The organism is Parasphingomonas caseinilytica (genome assembly GCF_036663755.1).
GTDB lineage: Bacteria > Pseudomonadota > Alphaproteobacteria > Sphingomonadales > Sphingomonadaceae > Sphingomonas.
The window spans coordinates 123312-141998 of the sequence record NZ_JAXOJL010000010.1 but is presented as its reverse complement, the minus strand read 5'-3'; the positions used below and the strand labels follow the sequence as shown (position 1 = coordinate 141998).

The 18687-nt window shown below is 64.8% G+C and carries 22 protein-coding genes; 10 read left to right on the top strand and 12 right to left on the bottom strand.

Features of this window, described 5'->3' with window-relative positions; translation table 11 throughout:
• Window positions 1–46: 46 nt before the first annotated feature.
• Entirely contained in the window at window positions 47–2047 is a 2001-nt protein-coding gene (locus tag U1738_RS18390; protein WP_332790483.1) for an alpha/beta hydrolase family protein, read from the top strand.
• 145 nt (window positions 2048–2192) lie between these two features.
• On the opposite strand, the gene rpsD is transcribed toward U1738_RS18390, so the two are convergent.
• Window positions 2193–2807, bottom strand: a complete 615-nt coding sequence (rpsD, locus tag U1738_RS18385; RefSeq protein ID WP_332790482.1) for a 30S ribosomal protein S4 — start codon at window positions 2805–2807, stop codon at window positions 2193–2195.
• Between the two features lie 216 nt (window positions 2808–3023).
• Between rpsD and U1738_RS18380 the strand changes: the two genes are divergently transcribed.
• Complete coding sequence (locus U1738_RS18380; protein ID WP_332790522.1) at window positions 3024–3329, top strand: chorismate mutase; 306 nt, start codon at window positions 3024–3026, stop codon at window positions 3327–3329.
• Window positions 3330–3353: 24 nt separating this feature from the next.
• Here U1738_RS18380 and U1738_RS18375 read toward each other — a convergent pair whose 3' ends face one another.
• The 6 genes from U1738_RS18375 to rpiB all read right to left on the bottom strand — a co-directional run bounded on the left by U1738_RS18375 (window position 3354) and on the right by rpiB (window position 6807).
• Window positions 3354–3614 (bottom strand): hypothetical protein, encoded by a 261-nt coding sequence (locus tag U1738_RS18375; protein WP_332790481.1) that lies wholly within the window; start codon window positions 3612–3614, stop codon window positions 3354–3356.
• A 61-nt stretch (window positions 3615–3675) separates the two neighbouring features.
• A complete protein-coding gene (locus U1738_RS18370) occupies window positions 3676–4398 on the bottom strand; it encodes an RNA methyltransferase (RefSeq protein WP_332790480.1) in 723 nt (240 codons plus the stop codon).
• Window positions 4395–4856 (bottom strand): transcriptional regulator NrdR, encoded by a 462-nt coding sequence (gene nrdR, locus U1738_RS18365; RefSeq protein WP_332790479.1) that lies wholly within the window; start codon window positions 4854–4856, stop codon window positions 4395–4397. Before nrdR ends, U1738_RS18370 begins: the two co-directional genes overlap by 4 nt.
• A complete protein-coding gene (locus tag U1738_RS18360) occupies window positions 4857–5024 on the bottom strand; it encodes a hypothetical protein (protein WP_332790478.1) in 168 nt (55 codons plus the stop codon). It abuts the gene before it with no gap.
• A gap of 2 nt (window positions 5025–5026) precedes the next feature.
• Window positions 5027–6358, bottom strand: coding sequence for a serine hydroxymethyltransferase (gene glyA / locus U1738_RS18355; RefSeq protein WP_332790477.1), 1332 nt, complete (start codon window positions 6356–6358; stop codon window positions 5027–5029).
• Window positions 6355–6807 carry a ribose 5-phosphate isomerase B gene (rpiB, locus tag U1738_RS18350; RefSeq protein WP_332790476.1) on the bottom strand — a complete coding sequence of 151 codons (453 nt, stop codon included), beginning with the start codon at window positions 6805–6807 and terminating at the stop codon, window positions 6355–6357. The genes glyA and rpiB overlap by 4 nt, the downstream gene beginning before the upstream one ends.
• A 202-nt stretch (window positions 6808–7009) precedes the next feature.
• Between rpiB and U1738_RS18345 the strand changes: the two genes are divergently transcribed.
• The 3 genes from U1738_RS18345 to U1738_RS18335 all read left to right on the top strand — a co-directional run bounded on the left by U1738_RS18345 (window position 7010) and on the right by U1738_RS18335 (window position 8939).
• Window positions 7010–7555, top strand: a complete 546-nt coding sequence (locus tag U1738_RS18345; protein ID WP_332790521.1) for a sigma-70 family RNA polymerase sigma factor — start codon at window positions 7010–7012, stop codon at window positions 7553–7555.
• Entirely contained in the window at window positions 7552–8304 is a 753-nt protein-coding gene (locus U1738_RS18340) for an anti-sigma factor (protein WP_332790475.1), read from the top strand. The genes U1738_RS18345 and U1738_RS18340 overlap by 4 nt, the downstream gene beginning before the upstream one ends.
• Window positions 8305–8384: 80 nt before the next feature.
• Window positions 8385–8939: a fasciclin domain-containing protein gene (locus U1738_RS18335; protein WP_332790474.1), complete on the top strand. Its 555-nt coding sequence runs from the start codon at window positions 8385–8387 to the stop codon at window positions 8937–8939.
• A gap of 194 nt (window positions 8940–9133) precedes the next feature.
• Here U1738_RS18335 and U1738_RS18330 read toward each other — a convergent pair whose 3' ends face one another.
• Window positions 9134–10612, bottom strand: coding sequence for a glycosyltransferase family 2 protein (locus U1738_RS18330; RefSeq protein ID WP_332790473.1), 1479 nt, complete (start codon window positions 10610–10612; stop codon window positions 9134–9136).
• A gap of 95 nt (window positions 10613–10707) precedes the next feature.
• On the opposite strand from U1738_RS18330, the gene U1738_RS18325 reads away from it, so the two are divergent.
• Window positions 10708–11265 (top strand): cytochrome b, encoded by a 558-nt coding sequence (locus tag U1738_RS18325; RefSeq protein ID WP_332790472.1) that lies wholly within the window; start codon window positions 10708–10710, stop codon window positions 11263–11265.
• Window positions 11266–11411: 146 nt separating this feature from the next.
• Here U1738_RS18325 and ppc read toward each other — a convergent pair whose 3' ends face one another.
• The 4 genes from ppc to U1738_RS18305 all read right to left on the bottom strand — a co-directional run bounded on the left by ppc (window position 11412) and on the right by U1738_RS18305 (window position 15538).
• A complete protein-coding gene (ppc, locus tag U1738_RS18320; protein WP_332790471.1) occupies window positions 11412–14114 on the bottom strand; it encodes a phosphoenolpyruvate carboxylase in 2703 nt (900 codons plus the stop codon).
• A 59-nt stretch (window positions 14115–14173) separates the two neighbouring features.
• A complete protein-coding gene (locus tag U1738_RS18315) occupies window positions 14174–14518 on the bottom strand; it encodes a penta-EF hand family protein (protein WP_332790470.1) in 345 nt (114 codons plus the stop codon).
• 94 nt (window positions 14519–14612) lie between these two features.
• Complete coding sequence (locus U1738_RS18310) at window positions 14613–14975, bottom strand: glyoxalase superfamily protein (protein WP_332790469.1); 363 nt, start codon at window positions 14973–14975, stop codon at window positions 14613–14615.
• The gene (locus tag U1738_RS18305) at window positions 14972–15538 is read right to left on the bottom strand and encodes an HNH endonuclease (protein ID WP_055775219.1); all 567 of its coding nucleotides are present in this window, start codon (window positions 15536–15538) and stop codon (window positions 14972–14974) included. The genes U1738_RS18310 and U1738_RS18305 overlap by 4 nt, the downstream gene beginning before the upstream one ends.
• A gap of 128 nt (window positions 15539–15666) precedes the next feature.
• Here U1738_RS18305 and gluQRS point away from each other — a divergent pair, with 128 nt between their 5' ends.
• The 4 genes from gluQRS to egtB are packed head-to-tail and all read left to right on the top strand — an operon-like array spanning window position 15667 to window position 18687.
• Window positions 15667–16521: a tRNA glutamyl-Q(34) synthetase GluQRS gene (gene gluQRS / locus U1738_RS18300; RefSeq protein WP_332790468.1), complete on the top strand. Its 855-nt coding sequence runs from the start codon at window positions 15667–15669 to the stop codon at window positions 16519–16521.
• A 9-nt stretch (window positions 16522–16530) separates the two neighbouring features.
• Window positions 16531–16764, top strand: a complete 234-nt coding sequence (locus tag U1738_RS18295) for a twin transmembrane helix small protein (protein WP_332790467.1) — start codon at window positions 16531–16533, stop codon at window positions 16762–16764.
• A 35-nt stretch (window positions 16765–16799) separates the two neighbouring features.
• A complete protein-coding gene (locus U1738_RS18290; RefSeq protein WP_332790466.1) occupies window positions 16800–17369 on the top strand; it encodes a cob(I)yrinic acid a,c-diamide adenosyltransferase in 570 nt (189 codons plus the stop codon).
• 58 nt (window positions 17370–17427) lie between these two features.
• Entirely contained in the window at window positions 17428–18687 is a 1260-nt protein-coding gene (egtB, locus tag U1738_RS18285; RefSeq protein WP_332790465.1) for an ergothioneine biosynthesis protein EgtB, read from the top strand.

The window sequence follows — 18687 nt, the reverse complement described above, 5'->3', positions numbered from 1 at the left end:
CCGACTCCGACTATCCTTGCGATTCTAACGCACTGGGGGGGGAATCATGCGTAACTCGAAGTTGATGGCGCGCGCCTTGTTGGCAGGATGTACGCTGATATTGGAAATGCCTGCGTTGGCGGCACCCGATGCCGCGCTCGATGCGGCCGCTGCATTCGGCGCGCGGGAATCGGTGCAACAGATCAGTCTGTCGCCCGATGGCACGCATGTCGCGATCGTGGGGCCGACAAAGGGTCGAGGAGCAGCCCTTTCGATCGCCGATCTGGTCAATGGCGGCCCTGCCAAGCCGATCATTCGGACGAGCGGCGATCCCGAGCGGCTGACCAAATGCAATTGGTCAAGCGACACGCGACTGATCTGCGGGATTTACATGATCGCCAAGGAGCCCGGGAAACTGACTTTCACGCGGCTCGTTTCGGTCGCCTCCGATGGCTCCGATTTGCGACAGATCAGCGCGAAAACCAATAGTCGGTCACTGGGGCTGATGCAGGATGGCGGCGACGTCATCGACTGGTTGGCAGACGGAAGTAGCGGAAAGATCTTGATGACGCGTAGCTTCGTGCCGGAAGCATCGCTTGGCACGACGATCCGGCAGGAGCGTGATGGACTTGGGGTCGAACAGGTCGATCCGGCCGGTACGCTGCGCCGGGTTGTCGTTCAGCCACGACGTAACGCGGTGGAATACATTACGGACGGCCATGGCAAGGTGCGTCTGATGGCCGTGCAAAAGCCGAGCAACGCTGGCTATATCTCAAATGAAATCAATTATTTCTATACCGCCAAAGATAGCAATGACTGGAAGACGTTCGGAACGGTCAAAATCGATGGCAGTGGCATCGGGCAAGGGTTCGTTCCCTATGCGGTCGATCGCGATCTCGATATCGCCTACGGGTTTGATGCCAAGGACGGACGGCAGGCCCTGTTCAGCACGAGCCTGACCGAAGCTGCGCAGCGAAACCTTGTGTTCGCGAGAAACGACGTCGATGTTGATGACTTGATCCGAGTTGGACGTCAGAGACGCGTCGTAGGCGCAACCTTTGTGACGGATCGTCGCGAAAGCGAATTTTTCGATCCCGAATTGCGCAAATTGAGAGCGGCGCTCGGCAAGGCCTTGCCTGGCCAGCCTTTGGTGACCTTCGTCGATGCCAGCGCCGATGAAAGCGCATTGCTGCTGTTCGCGGGCAGCGACACCAATGCGGGCCATTATTACGTTTATCGCAAGGCTACGCACAGTCTCGAAGATGTGATGGCGGCACGGTATCAACTCGACGGAATACGGTTGGCAACAGTCAAACCGATCACTTTCCCGGCTGCGGATGGGACCCTGATCCCCGGTTTCCTGACGCTGCCGCCGGGCAGTGACGGCAAGAACATCCCGGCGATCGTCATGCCCCATGGTGGGCCCGGCGCACGCGACGAATGGGGTTTCGATTGGCTTGCGCAATTCTTTGCCAATCGCGGCTTCGCGGTGTTGCAGCCGAATTTCCGAGGATCCACCGGTTATGGTGAAGCGTGGTTCCAGAAGAACGGCTTCCAATCCTGGCGCATCGCGATCAGCGACATCAATGACGGAGGACGTTGGCTAAAAAGCCAGGGGATCGCCGCGCCAGGAAAATTGGGCATCGTTGGCTGGTCCTATGGCGGATATGCCGCCTTGCAATCGGCGGTTCTGGATCCGACCCTGTTCAAGGCCATCGTCGCGATTGCACCGGTGACCGATTTGGAAACATTGCGCACTGAGTCGCTGAATTTTACCAACTACAAATTGGTCGATGCATTCATCGGCCATGGTCCGCACGTCGTGCAAGGATCCCCTGCGCGCAACGCCGCACGAATCAAGGCGCCGGTGCTGCTGTTTCATGGAAACTATGATCGCAACGTCGGTATCGAGGAATCACGCCTTATGGCGGATAAGCTCAAGGATGCCGGCGGCAAGGTTGAATTGGTCGAGTTCAAAGGCCTTGATCATCACCTCAATGATGATGCCGCTCGTACCGAGATGCTGACCAAGGCGAATGCATTCCTGCGGTCGTCGCTCGGCATGTGAATGTGAAAAGGGCGGCCCGTTGCGGGGCCGCCCTTTTCTTTTTGCTTGGCTGCGCCGTGGCGAAGCCACGTCGTCGGACGTCGCTTGAGCGACGCCGGCCGAGCCGCTGAGGATGCCTGGATTTAGCTTGCGCTAAATCCTCGGCTCAGCGGCTGTAGAATTCGACCACCAGATTCGGTTCCATCTTCACCGGATACGGCACTTCGTCCAGGGTCGGCACGCGGGTGAAGGTGACCTTCGCGTTGCCGTCCGGAGCGACGTAATCGGGGATTTCGCGCTCGGCCAGGCTCTGCGCTTCCATGACGAGGGCCATTTCCTTGGCCTTGCTGCCCAGCGTGATTTCCATGCCCGGGAAGCAGCGGCGCGAGGCGATGTTGCACTTGATGCCGTTGACGCGGATGTGGCCGTGCGACACGAGCTGGCGCGCGGCGAACACGGTCGGCGCGAACTTGGCACGGTACACGATCATGTCCAGGCGCTGTTCGAGCAGGCCGATCAGGTTCTGGCCGGTATCGCCCTTCATGCGCGCGGCTTCATGATAGCAGGCGCGGAACTGCTTCTCGGTCACGTCGCCATAATAGCCCTTGAGCTTCTGCTTGGCGCGCAGCTGAATACCGAAATCGCTGACCTTGCCCTTGCGGCGCTGGCCGTGCTGGCCGGGGCCGTATTCGCGCTTGTTCACCGGGGACTTCGGACGGCCCCAGATGTTCTCGCCCATACGGCGATCGAGCTTGTACTTTGCGGATGAACGCTTCGACATGATACTTACCTTGCAATTGCCAACAACAAGACCGGCTTCGCGTGTTACGGCTGGGCTGATCGATACCCGGTCATCGCTCTACCCCTCGGGGCAGGGCCACCACTTCACCGGGGTGTGGGGCCATTTGCGAAGGCGGGCGGTTAGCCGCGCGGGGCCGGCGAGTCAAGCTGGACAGGCGCGTGCGGCTCGGACAAGAGCGCATCCATGAGCGATACGATGCACCAGACGATTTTGGCCGGCCCCGATTGCGGCACCATGGCGGAGGTCCGCGCCGGCGTGGATCAGGTCGATCGCGACCTGATCGTGCTTCTCGCCCGCCGTTTCGCGTATATGGATGCTGCGGCGCGGATCAAGCCGGAGCGGGGCGCGGTGCGGGACGAAGGGCGCAAGGCGCAGGTGGTCTCCAACGCGATCGCGGCGGCGCAGGCGGCAGGTTTGCCGGCGGATGCGATCGCCGATCTGTGGGACCTGCTGGTCGAAGCGTCGATCGCGTACGAACTGGCCGCGTTCGACCGGCGCTAGGCCGAACCAGCAGAGCGCAGAGGATCAGCTGGGATTGCGCACGATGTTATCGGCTCCGGTGGTGTCCTGATCGAGCTCATGCCACTCGGCTGCCGTGCGACAGGTCCGCTTCACGAGCCGCGTGGACGTCCGCGTATCCTTGCGGCAGATCTTACGATCCGCGTCCGATTTTGCCGCCTTCGGTGCTTCGGCCTTGGCGTCGGGTTGTGCAGGAGGGGTCTGGGCGATGACGGGTGTGGCAAGAAGGAACGCAGCGGCAACAAGAACCTTCATCACGATCTCCAAATGTATTGAGGACCGTTGATACCGTTGCCCCTCAAATCGCGAAAGAGAAATCAGCGTGATATCAGGATCGCGGACGCTTTCCGGCTAACGCGCTCAAAACGCCGCGTAATGTGCGCACTTCCTGGCTCGACCAGCCTGGCTTTGTCAGCAACGTGCGCAACGTGCGTTTGGTGACTGGCGTTCGACTGGGAGGATAGAAAAAGTCGGTCGGCTCCAGCATCGCGTCCAGCTGACCGATCATGCCGTCCAGTTCTTCCTGGGGCGCGGGTTCGGGCAGGTCGGTCTCGGGCGGGGAGGCGAGGCCGGTGCCTTTCGACCATTCGTACGCGACGAGGATCACCGCTTGCGCCAGATTGAGCGACCCGAACTCGGCGTTGATCGGCACGGTGATGATCTCGCGGGCGAGTGCCACGTCGTCGGTTTCGAGACCGGAGCGTTCCGGGCCGAATAGGATCGCGGTGCGGCCCGGCGCGGCGTGGATCGCGCCTGCCGCCTGTTCGGGGGTGACGACCGGCTTGGTCACGCCGCGCTTGCGCACCGTGGTGGCGTAGACGTGCGGGCAATCGGCGACCGCCTCGGCCACGCTGGCATAGACCTGCGCCCGTTCCAGTACCACGTCCGCGCCGCTTGCTGCGGGGCCGGCGGAGGGGTTGGGCCAGCCGTCGCGCGGGGCGACGAGGCGCAGCTCGGTCAGCCCGAAATTGAGCATGGCGCGCGCGGCCTTGCCGATATTTTCGCCGAGTTGCGGGCGGACCAGGACGATGATGGGGGGCGGGGCGTTCACCCCTTGCCCACTTCCGTGACGTTCCCGGCGAATTCCTCGAAATCCTTCGCCTCGCGGAAGTCCTTATAGACGCTGGCGAAGCGGATATAGGCGACCGAATCCATGCCCTTCAGCCCCTCCATCACCAGTTCGCCAATGCGCTTGGAGGGAATTTCGTTCTCGCCCTGCGTTTCCAGCTGGCGCTGGATGCTGGACACGAGCTTTTCGAGGCGAAGCGCATCGATCGGACGCTTGCGGGCCGCGATGGAGACCGAGCGGAGCAGTTTGTCGCGGTCGAACGGCTCGCGTTTGTCCTCGCTCTTCAATACATAGAGATCGCGCAGCTGGATGCGTTCGAACGTCGTGAACCGCGCCGCGCAGCCTTCGCACTGCCGCCGCCGCCGGATCGCCGCCCCGTCGTCGGTGGGGCGCGAATCCTTTACCTGGCTGTCTTCATGTCCGCAAAAAGGGCAACGCATTCAGAGCTTCTTCTTCGCCTTGAGATAGGCGTAGCCGGCGCCGGCCGCCGCGCCGATGATCGGGCCGACGAACGGCACCGGGATCGCCACCACCGCGCCCAATGCCGCCCATTTCGCCATGCTCTTGCCGAGTGGCTTGTCGATCTGGGGCTTTTCGAAATCGCTCATGGTCAAATTCCTTCCGGGTAGATCGGGAACCGAGCGCACAAGGCGGCAACACGTTCCTTCACCGCCGCTTCGATCTGCGCATCGCCTTGTTCGCCATTCTTGCGCAAGCCGTCGAGCACGTCGGCGACCATATGGCCGATCTCGCGGAATTCGGCCGGTCCGAAGCCGCGCGTAGTGCCAGCGGGGGAGCCGACGCGGATGCCGCTGGTCTTGGTGGGGGGGAGCGGATCGTTCGGGATGCCGTTCTTGTTGCAGGTGATGCCGGCGCGTTCGAGCGCTTCGTCGGCATCCTTGCCGGTGACGCCCAGCGGGGTGAGGTCGATCAGCGCGAGATGCGTGTCGGTGCCGCCGGACACCACTTCCGCGCCGCGCTCCTTGAGCGTCGCCGCCAGCACCTTGGCGTTCTCGACCACGGCGGCGATGTAGCTCTTGAAGTCGGGCTGGAGCGCCTCGCCGAACGCGACCGCCTTGGCGGCGATGACGTGCATCAGCGGGCCACCCTGAAGCCCGGGGAACACCGCGCTGTTGATCTTCTTGGCGATGGCCTCGTCATTGGTGAGCACCATGCCGCCGCGCGGACCGCGCAGCGTCTTGTGCGTCGTGGTCGTCACCACGTGCGCATGGGGCAAAGGCGAGGGGTGCAGGCCGGCCGCGACGATGCCGGCGAAATGCGCCATGTCGACCATGAAGAACGCACCCACCTCGTCGGCGATCGCGCGGAACCTGGCGAAATCGATCTCGCGCGGATAGGCCGAGCCGCCCGCGATGATCAGCTTGGGCTTATGTTCCAGCGCGAGCGCGCGGACCTGTTCGAAATCGATCAGGTGCGTGACCGGATCGACGCCATATTGCACCGCGTTGAACCATTTGCCGCTCATCGCCGCGCGTGCGCCGTGCGTCAGATGGCCACCGGCATCGAGGCTGAGACCCATGATCGTCTCGCCCGGCTTGACCAGAGCGAGCATCACCGCGCCATTGGCCTGCGCACCCGAATGCGGCTGGACGTTGGCGAAGCCGCAGCCGAACAATTCGCAGGCGCGCGAGATCGCCAGTGCCTCGATCTCGTCCGAGGGTTCGCAGCCCTGATAATAGCGCTTGCCGGGATAGCCCTCGGCATATTTGTTGGTGAACACGCTGCCTTGCGCCTGCAACACCGCCTTGGAGACGATGTTCTCGGACGCGATCAGCTCGATCTGGGTCTGCTCGCGCTTCAGTTCGTGCGCGACGCCGGCGAAGATCGCCGGATCGGCTTCGGCCAGGCCGCGGGTGAAGAAGCCGCCATCCACCGAATAGGGCGGCTGGACGTCGTTCAGAGTCTGCGGGTTCGTGCTCATTTTATAAGCTCCTCGAACTGGGGATGGCTGAGTTTCTCGACGCGCCCCGAATGGCGGCCGCCGGCGAAATCGGTGGTCAGGAAGGCGGTGATGCAGGCGCGGGCCATGTCCTCGCCGGTCAGGCGCGCACCCATGGCAAGCACGTTGGCGTCGTTATGTTCGCGCGCGAGCGCGGCGGACAGCGGCTCGCCGACCAAGGCGCAACGCACGGCGGGATTGCGATTGACCGCGATCGAGATGCCGATGCCCGATCCGCACAAGGCGATGCCGCGATCGGCCGTGCCGGCGGCGATGGCGGCGGCGAGCGCATAGCCGAAATCGGGATAGTCGACGCGATCCGCGCTGCGCGGGCCGAGATCGGCCACGTCATGCCCCGCCTCGCGCAGCCAGGTGGCGAGCGCCGCCTTCAGATCGAAAGCGGCATGATCGGATGCGATGGCGATGCGCATGCTCGGCGTGCGTGTCCCTGATGGCGTATTGGGGTGTTCGTGTGCGGCGGCTCTTACGCAAACCGCGTGGCAAACGCCACCGTGGATATATGCTTTCAACACAAGCGATTGCCGCGCACGCCCAAGCCCTGTAGCAAGACGGCCTGTGACAGACTCGCGCCCAGCCGAACCGATCGGACCGAAGACCGATCCGGTCGCCGCCATGGCGGCGCGGGCGTATCTCACCGATATGCTGGTGAAGACCGGTGATGAGGACCGCCAGGCGTTCCGCGAACTGTATCAACTCACCTCGGCGAAACTATTCGGCATCACCTTCCGTATCTGCGGTGAACGACAAGCGGCGGAAGATGTGTTGCACGACGTATATCTGACGATCTGGAAGCGTGCGGGGGCCTATGAGCCGTCGCGCGCCAGCCCGATCACGTGGCTCGCCACGATCGCGCGCAACCGCGCGATCGACTGGCGGCGCGCGCAGACCATTCGTCGCGCCAGCCCGATCGAGGACGCGCCGCCGATCGCCGACGGCGCGCCGCTCGCCAGCGACACGATGGTCGCCGATCAGGACGCGCGCCTGTTGCATGGCTGCCTCGATACGCTCGAACGGCGCCAGCAGGATGCGATCCGCACCGCCTTTTTCGACGGCACGACCTATGCCGATCTCGCGCTGGCGCAGAACGTGCCGCTGGGGACGATGAAGAGCTGGGTAAGACGCGGCCTCCTCAAGCTGAAGGAGTGCCTCGAATCATGAGCGACGACACGCTTCTTCCAGAAGATGACGGCCCCGATCCGGATGTCGCCGCCGCCGAACTGGCGCTCGGGCTGCTGGAGGGCGAAGACCGCGCGCTGGCGTTGCGCCGTGTGCTGGCCGAGCCGGGCTTTGCGCATTCGGTCGAGATCTGGCGCGCATATCTCGCGCGATTGTTCGATCTGTGGCCGGAAATGACACCGTCGGGTGGGGTGTTCGCGCGGATCGAGCAGACGATCGACGTGCCGGCCGCGCTGCCGGAGGTAGTGCCGGTGAAGCGGTCCGCGCTGTTGTGGCCGGGCATCGCCGCCGCCGCCAGCCTGCTGGCGGCAAGCCTGTTGCTCGTCGTGATGTTGCGTCCGATTCCGGTGCCGACCGCGCCTTTGCCGACCAAGCCTCCGGTCGCCGCTACTCCGGCCGCGATGCTCGTCGCCGCGATCGATCCCGGCAAGACCGGCGCGCCGGTGGCGGCGGTCTACGATCCGGCCTCGGGCGGTCTTCGTTTGACCGAGTCGGCGCTGGCCGATGCCAACCAGAGTGCCGAATTGTGGATCATCGGTGCGGATGCCACGCCGCACTCGCTCGGGCTGTTGCGGACCAAAGGCGGCACCGTCCTGACCGTGACCGCCGCCAACCGCGCGCAGATCGCCGCCGGGGGGACCCTGGCCATCTCGCTCGAGGCGGTCGGCGGGTCCGCAACCGGCCTGCCGCAGGGGCCGGTGGTCGCCAAGGGCACGCTGTCGCAGGTTTAGGCTGCATCCGGGCGCGGTGGCCGCCCGTAGCTCCTGTCAGTCCGCACGCTAGCGGATGCAAAAGGCAGGAGAGCCAGTTCATGACCCCCCAGATTCGCGCATCCATTCTCGCCGTCGCCCTTGTCGCCGGTGGTTCCACGCTCGCTTATGCCAAGGGTAATCCGATGGTCGGCGGCGCTGCGATGTATCCGACCAAGAACATCATCCAGAACGCCGTCAACTCGAAGGACCACACCACGCTGGTCGCCGCGGTCAAGGCCGCCGGTTTGGTCGACACGCTGTCGGGCAAGGGTCCGTTCACCGTGCTCGCGCCGACCAACGAAGCCTTCGCCAAGCTGCCGGCCGGCACGGTGGATACGCTGGTGAAGCCGGAGAACAAGGCGACGCTGACCAGCATCCTCACCTATCACGTCATCCCCGGCAAGATCAGCGCGGCGGCGATCAAGGCCAATGCCGCCAAGCATATGGGCAAGGCGACGTACAAGACGGTCAACGGTGAATCCGTGACCTTCTCGAAATCGGGCACCGGCTGGGCCGTGACCGATGCCAAGGGTGGCACGGCCAACATCACCATCGCCGATGTCAACCAGTCGAACGGTGTGATCCACGTGATCGACACGGTGCTGATGCCCTGATGTGAGAAAAAGACGGGCGCGCTGCATCCGAACGTATCGCGCGCCCGTAGCTACCAACGTCTTTCACAAACGAAAGACGAGTGTCGGGTGCCTACCCCTTTGAGGCACCTGCCCGCGTATCGTACCGCGTAACTCGGACCTGTCGGCGCCCCAATGCCGGCAGGTCCGTTTTCGTTTGCGACACCGACGCTGCGTCAGATCTCGCGCGAGGCGCGGATCGCGCTGCGGCTCTGCGCGGTCCAGGTTTCCTTGCCGGTGAGGAACGCGACCCAGCCGAGCAATGCGCCCCAATGACGGAACAGCTGGAACGTGAACGGCTCGAGGATCGCGGCGATCAGCGCCGGGCCCCAGTGCAGGCCTTCGCTCTGTCCAGTCCAGCGCGCGTAGAGGCGCAGGGAACCCAGATGGAAGCTGAGGTCGATCGCAATCTTGGCGAGCATGATGAGCAGGATCGGCAGCACGATGTGGAACCGGCCGCTGACCAAAACGACGATCAGAATCGCGAAGGCGGCCAGGCCGTAGATCGGCTGTACCGTATCGAGCGCCTTTACGGGGAGCATCTGCGTGCCGAGCTGCCCGAAGCGGCGATTGCCGACCATGTCGCGATTCCAGTGCTGCGTCTGTAGAAAACCGCCGAACCAGCGGCGGCGCTGGCGCAGGAAGGCGGGCAGGGTGGCGGGTGCGTCGGTGCGGGCGATGGCTCGGCCGATCACGCGCACGCGCCAGTCGAGGCCGGCATTGGCGGCGTGGCGGTGCAGGCGGTGGATCAGTTCGTAATCCTCGACCATGCAGTCCGGATCGAACCCGCCGACCGTCACTACCGCATCGCGCCGGAACGCGGCGAATGCGCCGGAGATCAGCAACAGGCTATGCTGTTGCTCCCAGGCGTGGCGCGAGAGGAAATTGCGGACATATTCGTAGGTCTGGAACCATTCGAACAGCCGGCCCTGCAGATCCGGCCCGCACATCGGCTTGATCACGCCGGTCGCCGCGACCAGCTCGGGTTCGGCGGCGAAGGCGGCGCGCATCGCGGCGATGGCGCCGGGATCGAGCAACGTATCGGCATCGACCGTCAGCATCACCTCGGCATCGATTTCCAGCATCGCCGCGTTGAGCGCGCGCGCCTTGCCGCCATGCGGCAGGCGCAGCCAGCGCAGCGAAGGCAGGATCGGGCTCGGTGGGCTGATGATTCCGAGCGCGGGCGGCGCTAGGCCGTATCGCGCGGCGAACACCGCCGGGGTGGCATCGTCCGATCCGTCGTCGGCGATCAGGATCACATCCGGCGCATCGTCCTGCGCGGCGAGGCGGTCGATCGTCACGTCGAGCACGGTTGCCTCGTTGCGCGCGGCCACGATCACGGCAAAGCGCGGGCGGGCAGTGCTGGCGGCGGGGACCAGCGCGCCGTGGCGCAGCGGCCAGATTCGCCACGCGGTGAACACCAGCAGGGCCGTGTCGTAGAGGATATAGGCGATGCCGACCGACCACACCGCGATCCCCTGACGCAGGAACGCCTGGGCGATCAACGCGGCGAAGATCGCGAACACGGCGAAGCTGATCGACCGGCTGGCGAAGCCCGCCGGTTGCGGGTTGAGCCTAGGCGATTGCACCGCGAAGGCATTGGCGAGGGCATCCGCCGCGGGGGCGAGCGCATCCGCCGCAGGGGTCTGGATCATGAAATGACGCGCTCTCGGGGGGAAAGAGTGCCGCCCCTCTAGCGCCGCATCGCGGGCCGCACTAGCGTTTTGCGGATCGAACGCAGGAGCTGCATGTGGACGTCAGACGCTATACCAAAACCGCGATGCTGTTCCACTGGGTGATCGCGCTCGGCATCCTGGCGAATGTCGCTTTGGCATGGGTGTGGCCGTATCTCGCCGACGAGAAGGTGCGGCCGGCGATCGATACGCACAAGTCGATCGGGGTGACGCTGCTGGGGCTGGCCGTGCTGCGCGTGCTGTGGCGTTTCGCGCGCACGCCGCCGGCCTATCCCGCCAGCTACAAGGGGTGGGAGCGGACCGCCTCGCATGTTGTGCATTGGGGGCTGTATCTGATCATCTTCGCCATGCCGCTGACCGGCTGGATCATGGATTCGGCGTACAAGGACGCGGCGAGCCATCCGATGCACTGGTTCGGCACGTTCGAATTCCCGCGCATCGGCTTCATCATGACGCTCGACCCCGCTTTGCGCGACAAGGTGCATGACGGTTTCGGCGCGGCGCACGGGCTGCTGCAATGGCTGCTGTATCTGCTGGTGCTGGTGCACGTGGCGGGCGCGCTTAAGCATCAGATGGAGGGGGAGAAGGAATTGCAGCGGATGTGGCCGGGCTGATTGTCTTCGTTCAGCTAACCACCGTCATCCCGGACTTGATCCGGGATCCATTCCTCCGCTTGCTGTGACGTTGCGCTTCTCGCGCCGTGATTGCCAAGCGGTCCGTTGGATCCCGGATCAAGTCCGGGATGACGGCTGCTGGTGGATCAGCCCGAATTCCGCAGCGCCGTGGCGATCGCGTTGATCGATAGCAGGATGCCCTCGCCGATCCGTTCGTCCTCGTCGCCGGCGCGGCGACGTTTGATCAGTTCGATCTGCAACAGGTTGAGCGGCTCGATATAGGGCAGGCGCAGCCGGATCGACGTGTCGAGCGCAGGATGCTTTTCGAGCAGGCGGGACTGGCCGGTGGCGGCGAGCAGGCCGTCATGCGCCTGCCCCCAGCCGGATTCGATCTGGCCGAACACCGTATCGCGCAGGCCCTTGTCCTCGACCAGAGCGGCATAGCGCGCCGCGATGCCCATGTCGGATTTGGCGATGACCTGTTCCATGTTGGCGAGGCTGGCGGCGAAGAACGGCCAGGCTTCGGCCATTTCGCGCAGCAGGCCCTTGTCCTCGAACCCGGCCAGCGCCTGGCCGACGCCGTACCAGCCGGGCAGCATGACGCGCGCCTGCGCCCAGCTGAACACCCAGGGGATGGCGCGCAGATCCTCGATCCGGTCGGATTTGGTGCGGCTGGCGGGGCGGCTGCCGATGTTGAGGCCGGCGATCTCGGTCAGCGGCGTCATCTGGCGGAAGAAGGTGCGGAACCCTTGCGCATCGTCATTGTAGACGAGGCCGCGATACGCCTTGAACGCGGCGTCCGACAGGGTCGTCATCGCCGCACCGAACCGCTCGGTATCGGCGGCCGACAGTTGATCGGGCTCCAGGCTGGCGAGCAACGTCGCCGAAGCCATCGCCTCGAGATTGGCCATCGCGCTTTCGCGGGTGCCGTATTTGCCCGCGATCACCTCGCCCTGTTCGGTGATGCGGATGCGGCCCTGCACCGTGCCGAACGGCTGCGCGCGGATCGCGGCGAAGCTGGAGCCGCCGCCACGCCCGACCGCACCGCCGCGACCGTGGAACAATTGCATGCCGATCCCGGCCTTCTCGAACACCGGCTTCAGCGCGGTGGAGGCGACCGACAGGCTCCAGGTCGAGGTGAGGTAGCCGCCGTCCTTGTTGCTGTCGCTATAGCCGATCATCACCTCCTGATGGCCGCGCTTGCCGGCGATGGCGACGATCTCGGGCAAAGCCAGCCACTCGGTCATGATGCCGGGGGCAGCCTCCAAATCACCGATCGTCTCGAACAAAGGCACGGCCATGATCGCCGCACTTGGGGTTTCGCCGGCCCGGTAGAGGCCGACTTCCTTCAGGAGCAGGTTGATCTCGAGCAGATCGGACACCGACTGCGCCATCGAGACGATGTAATTGGTGATGCACCCCGCACCGTAGCGCGCATGCGCCTCGGCGGCGGCGCGGACGATGTTCAGTTCGCCGGTCGTCTCCTCGGAATATTCGGCGAAGCTGCTGGTCAGCGGGCGGGCGTTGGACAGTTCGGTGCGGAGCAAGGCGGTGCGTGCGGCCTCGTCCAGCGAGAGATAATCGTCCTCGACCCCGGCGACCTTGAGCAGTTCGGCGACGACGCGTTCGTGCACCGCGCTGTTCTGGCGCAGGTCGAGCGTGGCGAGGTGGAAGCCGAAGGTTTCGACCGCGCGGATCAACCGGCCGAGCGCACCCCCGGTCGCGAGCGGGCCCCCATTCTTTACGACGTCTTCCACCGCCAGCGCATGGGCGATGGCGACGAGATCGGCGCGGAAGCTTTGCGGGTCGGAATAGGCCTCGCCCTTGAGCGCGCCGGGGCGGGGTGCCGGCTTGCCGGTCAGCTTGACGTGGGTCGCGACGAGCCGGGCATAGATGCCGGAGAGCGCGCGGCGATACGGTTCGTCGCTGCGGCTGGCGGCGGTGTCGCCGCTGGCGTCCGCCAAGGACTCGACGCCGGGATCGACCGGCGCGAGATCGGTGGAGATCGAGAGTTCTGCACCGAGCGCATGCACCGCGTCGAGATAGTAGCCCAGCACCGCCTCGCACGCCTTGCCGAGCGCGGTGCGCAACGAATCGGCGGTGACGAAGGGATTGCCGTCGCGGTCGCCGCCGATCCAGCTACCGGGGCGCAGGAAACTCGGCGTGCGTGCGCCCAGTGCCCGATCCCAGCGCTGGTAGAGCGCGGGCAAAGCGGGCAGGAACACGTCGCGCAGATAGCTGAGCGCGGTTTCGACCTCGTCGGTGACGTAGAGCCGTTCCCGGCGCAGCACGCGCGTCTGCCACAACAAAGCGATCTGGCGCAGGATCGCCTCCTCGACCTTGTCGCCTTCCGGCGTCTCGTCGAGCCCGCGATCCTTCAGCGCCATCAGCGCGGCGATGCGGTTGCGGTGATCGATCATCGACTTTCGGCGCACCTCGGTCGGGTGCGCGGTGAGCACGGGGACGATCAGTGCGTGATCCAGCAGATGCATCACCGCATCGTGGCCGATCCCCTCGCCCGCCAGGCGCTTCAGCGCGGCATCGACCGTCGCGCCGTCCTCCGAGGTCACACCCTGCCGGTCTTCCGCAAGGTTGGCGAGCATCGAAAACAGCATGAAGCCGCGTACGAAATCCAGCGTTTCGTCGATGTCCAGCCGGTCGAGCCCGAGATCGGTATCGGGCGTGCCATGACCATTGCCGTTGCTGCGATGCCGATCGACCGAGGCGGCACGGATATATTCGGTGCGCTCGAACAGCGTCTCGCCGCCATAAGCGCGGATCACGTCGCCGAGCAATTTGCCCAGAAAGCGGATGTCGGGATTGTTCGTGATCGTGGGGAGGTCGGCCATGGCGTCTTGCTGCGCTGCGGCAAGATCGTCGTCAACCGCCTGCGTAACGATCGGACGAATCATTTTGCGGTGTCGCTCGAATTACGCTTGCCCCAACCGGCCGCATCGCGCTCGGCGCTGCTAAGAATGCGATCGTGATCGGTATCGGCGGCATCGAAGCGGGCGAGCTGCGCCGCTTCGAATTCGCCGAGACTGACATGGCCGTCGTGATTCGCATCCGCGGCCATGACCCGCGCGACCCGGTCGGGGCGAAGTTCGCCGGCCTCGATCGTCGAATTGCGATCGGCGTCCATCGCGCGAAACCGCAGTTCGATCCCCGACGCGAAATCGGCGCGATGCTGATTGGTCGGCGGACGGAAATCCACCGCATCGCCCTTGGCCTCCTGATCGGAACAGGCCCCCAACAGAACCAGAACCGGGACGAGAACGGACGGGGCAAGCACGCGCATATCGTTGGGCCTTATGCTGGGAAGTACATCGAACGGTGCGCGGGCGAATTCAGTTCCGACTGCCGTCGAAGCGCAGCATGTTGCCGAACGGATCGGTCAGGGTGGCCTCATCCTTGTCCACGCCCGGCCGGGCGAAACGCGTCTGCTTGGCGAGCAATTCGGCGAACAGGGTGCGCGGATTCCCGGTGCGGATCCACACCGCGCTGCCCGGCGTGCCGTCGCCATAATGTTCCGACAGATGCAGCACCATCCCGCCGCGCGACACCTGCATGTAAAGCGGCAGATCGTCCGCGAACCGATGCTCCCAATCGAGCGTACAGCCGAGGAAGTCGCAATAGAATTCCAGCGCCTTGTCCCGGTCGTAGATGCGCAGGATCGGGATCGCCGCCGACAGGGTAGGCGCGTCGCTCATGCCTCCAGCTCGACATCCCAATAAAGCCAGTCGTGCCAGGTATCGTGCAGATAGTTGGGCGGGAAGCGGCGGCCATGTTCCTGCATCTGCCAGCTGGTCGGGCGGATCGCGGCGATGTGCAGCGGCATCTGCGCCTGTTTCGGCGTCCGCCCGCCTTTCTTGAGGTTGCACGGCGCGCAGGCGGTGGCGACGTTTTCCCAGGTGGTACGCCCGCCCTGCGCGCGCGGGATGATGTGATCGAAGGTCAGGTCGCTGCCGCAGCCGCAATATTGGCAGGAGAATTTATCGCGCAGGAACACGTTGAACCGCGTGAAGGCCGGGAAAGCGGAGGGGCGGACATAGGATTTGAGCGCGATGACCGAAGGCAGTTTCACGCGCCGCGTCGGGCTGCGCACCTCGCGTTCGTATTCGGCGACGATATCGACGCGGTCGAGGAACACCGCCTTGATCGCGGTCTGCCACGGCCAGACGGACAGCGGATAATAGCTGAGCGGCGTATAATCGGCGTTCAGCACCAGCGCGGGACACCCGTCGGGATGCCGGATCAGATCGGGATGGTACATAACCCCCTTTCTCTCGTCGCGCGCCTGCGCGCCGCTGCTCAAGTCCTTGACGGCGCTTTTGCCGACTTGGATGACGGTGTCATGACAGCACGGCGCACGACTCACGGTCAAGGGGGCGCGGAACTGCGATGAGCACGGTGACGCGGTTCGCGCCCAGCCCGACCGGAAAGTTGCATCTCGGCCACGCTTTTTCGGCGATCCAGAGCCATGATCGCGCGCGGGCCGATGGCGGGCGCTTCCTGTTGCGGATCGAGGATATCGACGGGACGCGATCCCGGCCCGAGCATGTCGCGGGCATCTGCAAGGATTTGCGCTGGCTTGGGCTGGATTGGGATGAGGACATGCTGTTCCAGTCTTCCCGGCTGGACGCTTACGATGCGGCGCTGGAAACGCTCAAGGCACGAGAACTGCTCTATCCCTGCTTCTGCACCCGCGCGGAAATCGCGCAGAGCCTGTCCGCGCCGCACGGGCCCATCGCGGCTTATCCAGGTACGTGCCGCCATATCGAATCCGATCGTCGCGCGGCTCGGCTGGCGGGCGAGCCACACGCGTGGCGCATCGATATGGCCGCTGCCGTCGCGGGCGTAGGGACGCTCTACTGGGAGGATGAGATTGCCGGTTCGCAACAGGCCGATCCCGAGGCGCAAGGCGATGTCTTGCTGGCGCGCAAGGATGCGCCGGCCAGTTATCATCTGGCGGTGGTGGTGGACGATGCCTTCCAGGGCGTGACGCATGTGGTGCGGGGCGAAGATCTGCGCAAAGCGACCGATATCCATCGTCTACTGCAAGAGCTGCTCGGGTTGCCGACGCCGATCTATCGGCACCATCCCTTGCTCACCGACGCGCAGGGACAGCGGCTGGCCAAGCGCAACGACGCGCCGACTTTGGCGGCTTCGCGCGCGGAAGGGATGGACGGTCGGGCGCTGGCCGACGATCTCCGCGCCGGGCGGCTGCCCATTGGCTTTGGCCTGCCGAACGCCTAGATAGGGCGCATGAGCATTTTCCTGATCGTCCTCCTCGTCGCCGCCATGATCGCGGTGGTGGTCGTGTTCGTGCGCGGACTCGTCGTCTTCCTCGCCAATGCGACCGAGGAAGCGAAAAACGGCGGCACCGGGCCGAGCGCATCGGCGCTGAAATCGAACAAGATGATGCAGTATCGCATCTTCTTTCAGGCGATCGCGATCGTGATCGTCGTCCTGCTGCTGATGCTTGCCGGTAAGGGCTGATCTTGGGGTCGACCCGGCGCTGGCGGGCCTGAACGATGGTCAAGCTCAACAAGATCTATACGCGCACCGGCGATGACGGCACCACCGGCCTGGTGGATGGGTCTCGCGTGGCGAAGACCGATGCACGCATGGCCGCGATCGGCGATGTCGATGAGGCGAACAGTGCGATCGGCGTGGCGATCGTCGCGCTGGGGGTTGGCGATCTCGCAATTGCGTTGACGCGGATCCAGAACGATCTCTTCGATCTCGGCGCGGACCTCGCTACGCCGGGCGAGGACTTCGCACCGGGCGAAATGACCCTGCGGATCGTGGCGGCTCAAGTCGCGCGGCTGGAGGAAGAGATCGACGCGATGAATGCGCAGATGCCGCCGCTCACCAGCTTCATCCTGCCCGGTGGCACGGCGGGCGCGGCTGCGGTGCATCTGGCGCGCGCGATCGTGCGGCGGGCGGAGCGGGCCGGTGTTGCCGCGGCTGCCGAGGTTTCGATCAACCCCCTGGCGCTGGCGTATCTCAACCGATTGTCGGATTATCTTTTCGTCGCCGCCAGATACGTGAACCAAAAGGCGGGTGGCGACGTTCTGTGGGTGCCCGGCGCATCCCGCTAGCCGGAGGCTTGCTTCAGATCAATTGATCCGGCGCGACGTTCTGGATAGAAAGAACGGAATGCGAACAAAGCCCCGCCTCGCCCCCGGTGTTTCCACGCTGGCCGAACGATTCGCCAAGGTCCGCGGCTTGTCCGAGGCGCTGGTCGCCCCGCTGTCCGATGCAGACGCCACGGTTCAGTCGATGGAGGATGCGTCGCCGGCCAAATGGCATCTGGCGCATACGACGTGGTTCCTCGAAACCTTCATCCTGCGCGATTTCGTCGCCGGATATGTGCTGCACGACGATCGCTTCCCGTTCCTGTTCAACAGCTATTACGAGGCCGAGGGCCGTCGCCATGCGCGCGGCCGGCGTGGGATGGTGACGCGGCCGACTCTGGACGAGGTGCTGGCGTACCGGCATCATGTCGATGCGGCGGTGCTGGCTGCCTTGCCCGACCTTCCGGATGCGGCACTCGAACTGGTGACTCTGGGGTGCCATCACGAGGAGCAGCATCAGGAGTTGCTGGTAACCGATATCCTGCATTTGATGTCCGAAAATCCGCTGGAGCCGGCGATCTGGCCGGCGGCGCGCAAGGTGCCGGTGGAAATGCCCGGCCCGATCGGCTGGATCGAGAGCGCGGGCGACGTGGCCGAGATCGGGTTCGAGGGAGAGGGCTTCGCCTTCGATTGCGAAGGGCCGCGCCATCCGACCCTGCTCACGCCGCATGCGATCGCCGACCGCACGATCACCAATGGCGAATGGGCCGCGTTCATCGCCGATGGCGGGTACAGGAATGCCGCGCATTGGCTGTCGGACGGCTGGGCATGGGTGAAGGCGGAAGCGATCGTCGCGCCGCTTTATTGGGAAGAACAGGACGGCAATTGGACGCGCTTCGGGCTCGACGGCCGTCGTGCGATCGATCCCGCCGCGCCGGTGACGCATGTCAGCTTCTACGAAGCGGATGCCTATGCTGCCTGGGCCGGAGCCCGCTTGCCGACCGAGGCGGAGTGGGAAGTCGCCGCCGCGGGATACGATGCTTCTGGCGGCAATCAGTTGGATACCGCCGGCCCGGTTGAGCCGCGTCCCTCGGCGGACGGCCCCGCATTCTTCGGTGACGTGTGGGAATGGACCGGCAGCGCATATCGGCCTTATCCCGGCTTCAAAGCGATCGAAGGCGCGGTCGGCGAGTATAACGGCAAGTTCATGTCCGGGCAGTGCGTGTTGCGTGGGGGATCGTGCGCCACGCCGCGCGGGCATGCGCGGGCGAGCTATCGCAACTTCTTCTATCCGCACCAGCGCTGGCAATTCACCGGCGTCCGCCTCGCGAAAGATCTCTGA

Coding starts and splice junctions, on each gene's coding strand:
- U1738_RS18340 (WP_332790475.1), top strand. CDS start 7,552: ATGAGCGACGACACGCTTCTTCCAGAAGATGACGGCCCCGATCCGGAT.
- U1738_RS18380 (WP_332790522.1), top strand. CDS start 3,024: ATGCACCAGACGATTTTGGCCGGCCCCGATTGCGGCACCATGGCGGAG.
- U1738_RS18330 (WP_332790473.1), bottom strand. CDS start 10,612: ATGATCCAGACCCCTGCGGCGGATGCGCTCGCCCCCGCGGCGGATGCC.
- U1738_RS18310 (WP_332790469.1), bottom strand. CDS start 14,975: ATGAGCGACGCGCCTACCCTGTCGGCGGCGATCCCGATCCTGCGCATC.
- ppc (WP_332790471.1), bottom strand. CDS start 14,114: ATGGCCGACCTCCCCACGATCACGAACAATCCCGACATCCGCTTTCTG.
- U1738_RS18305 (WP_055775219.1), bottom strand. CDS start 15,538: ATGTACCATCCCGATCTGATCCGGCATCCCGACGGGTGTCCCGCGCTG.
- glyA (WP_332790477.1), bottom strand. CDS start 6,358: ATGAGCACGAACCCGCAGACTCTGAACGACGTCCAGCCGCCCTATTCG.
- U1738_RS18335 (WP_332790474.1), top strand. CDS start 8,385: ATGACCCCCCAGATTCGCGCATCCATTCTCGCCGTCGCCCTTGTCGCC.
- U1738_RS18345 (WP_332790521.1), top strand. CDS start 7,010: ATGGCGGCGCGGGCGTATCTCACCGATATGCTGGTGAAGACCGGTGAT.
- egtB (WP_332790465.1), top strand. CDS start 17,428: ATGCGAACAAAGCCCCGCCTCGCCCCCGGTGTTTCCACGCTGGCCGAA.
- rpsD (WP_332790482.1), bottom strand. CDS start 2,807: ATGTCGAAGCGTTCATCCGCAAAGTACAAGCTCGATCGCCGTATGGGC.
- rpiB (WP_332790476.1), bottom strand. CDS start 6,807: ATGCGCATCGCCATCGCATCCGATCATGCCGCTTTCGATCTGAAGGCG.
- gluQRS (WP_332790468.1), top strand. CDS start 15,667: ATGAGCACGGTGACGCGGTTCGCGCCCAGCCCGACCGGAAAGTTGCAT.
- U1738_RS18295 (WP_332790467.1), top strand. CDS start 16,531: ATGAGCATTTTCCTGATCGTCCTCCTCGTCGCCGCCATGATCGCGGTG.
- U1738_RS18360 (WP_332790478.1), bottom strand. CDS start 5,024: ATGAGCGATTTCGAAAAGCCCCAGATCGACAAGCCACTCGGCAAGAGC.
- nrdR (WP_332790479.1), bottom strand. CDS start 4,856: ATGCGTTGCCCTTTTTGCGGACATGAAGACAGCCAGGTAAAGGATTCG.
- U1738_RS18390 (WP_332790483.1), top strand. CDS start 47: ATGCGTAACTCGAAGTTGATGGCGCGCGCCTTGTTGGCAGGATGTACG.
- U1738_RS18290 (WP_332790466.1), top strand. CDS start 16,800: ATGGTCAAGCTCAACAAGATCTATACGCGCACCGGCGATGACGGCACC.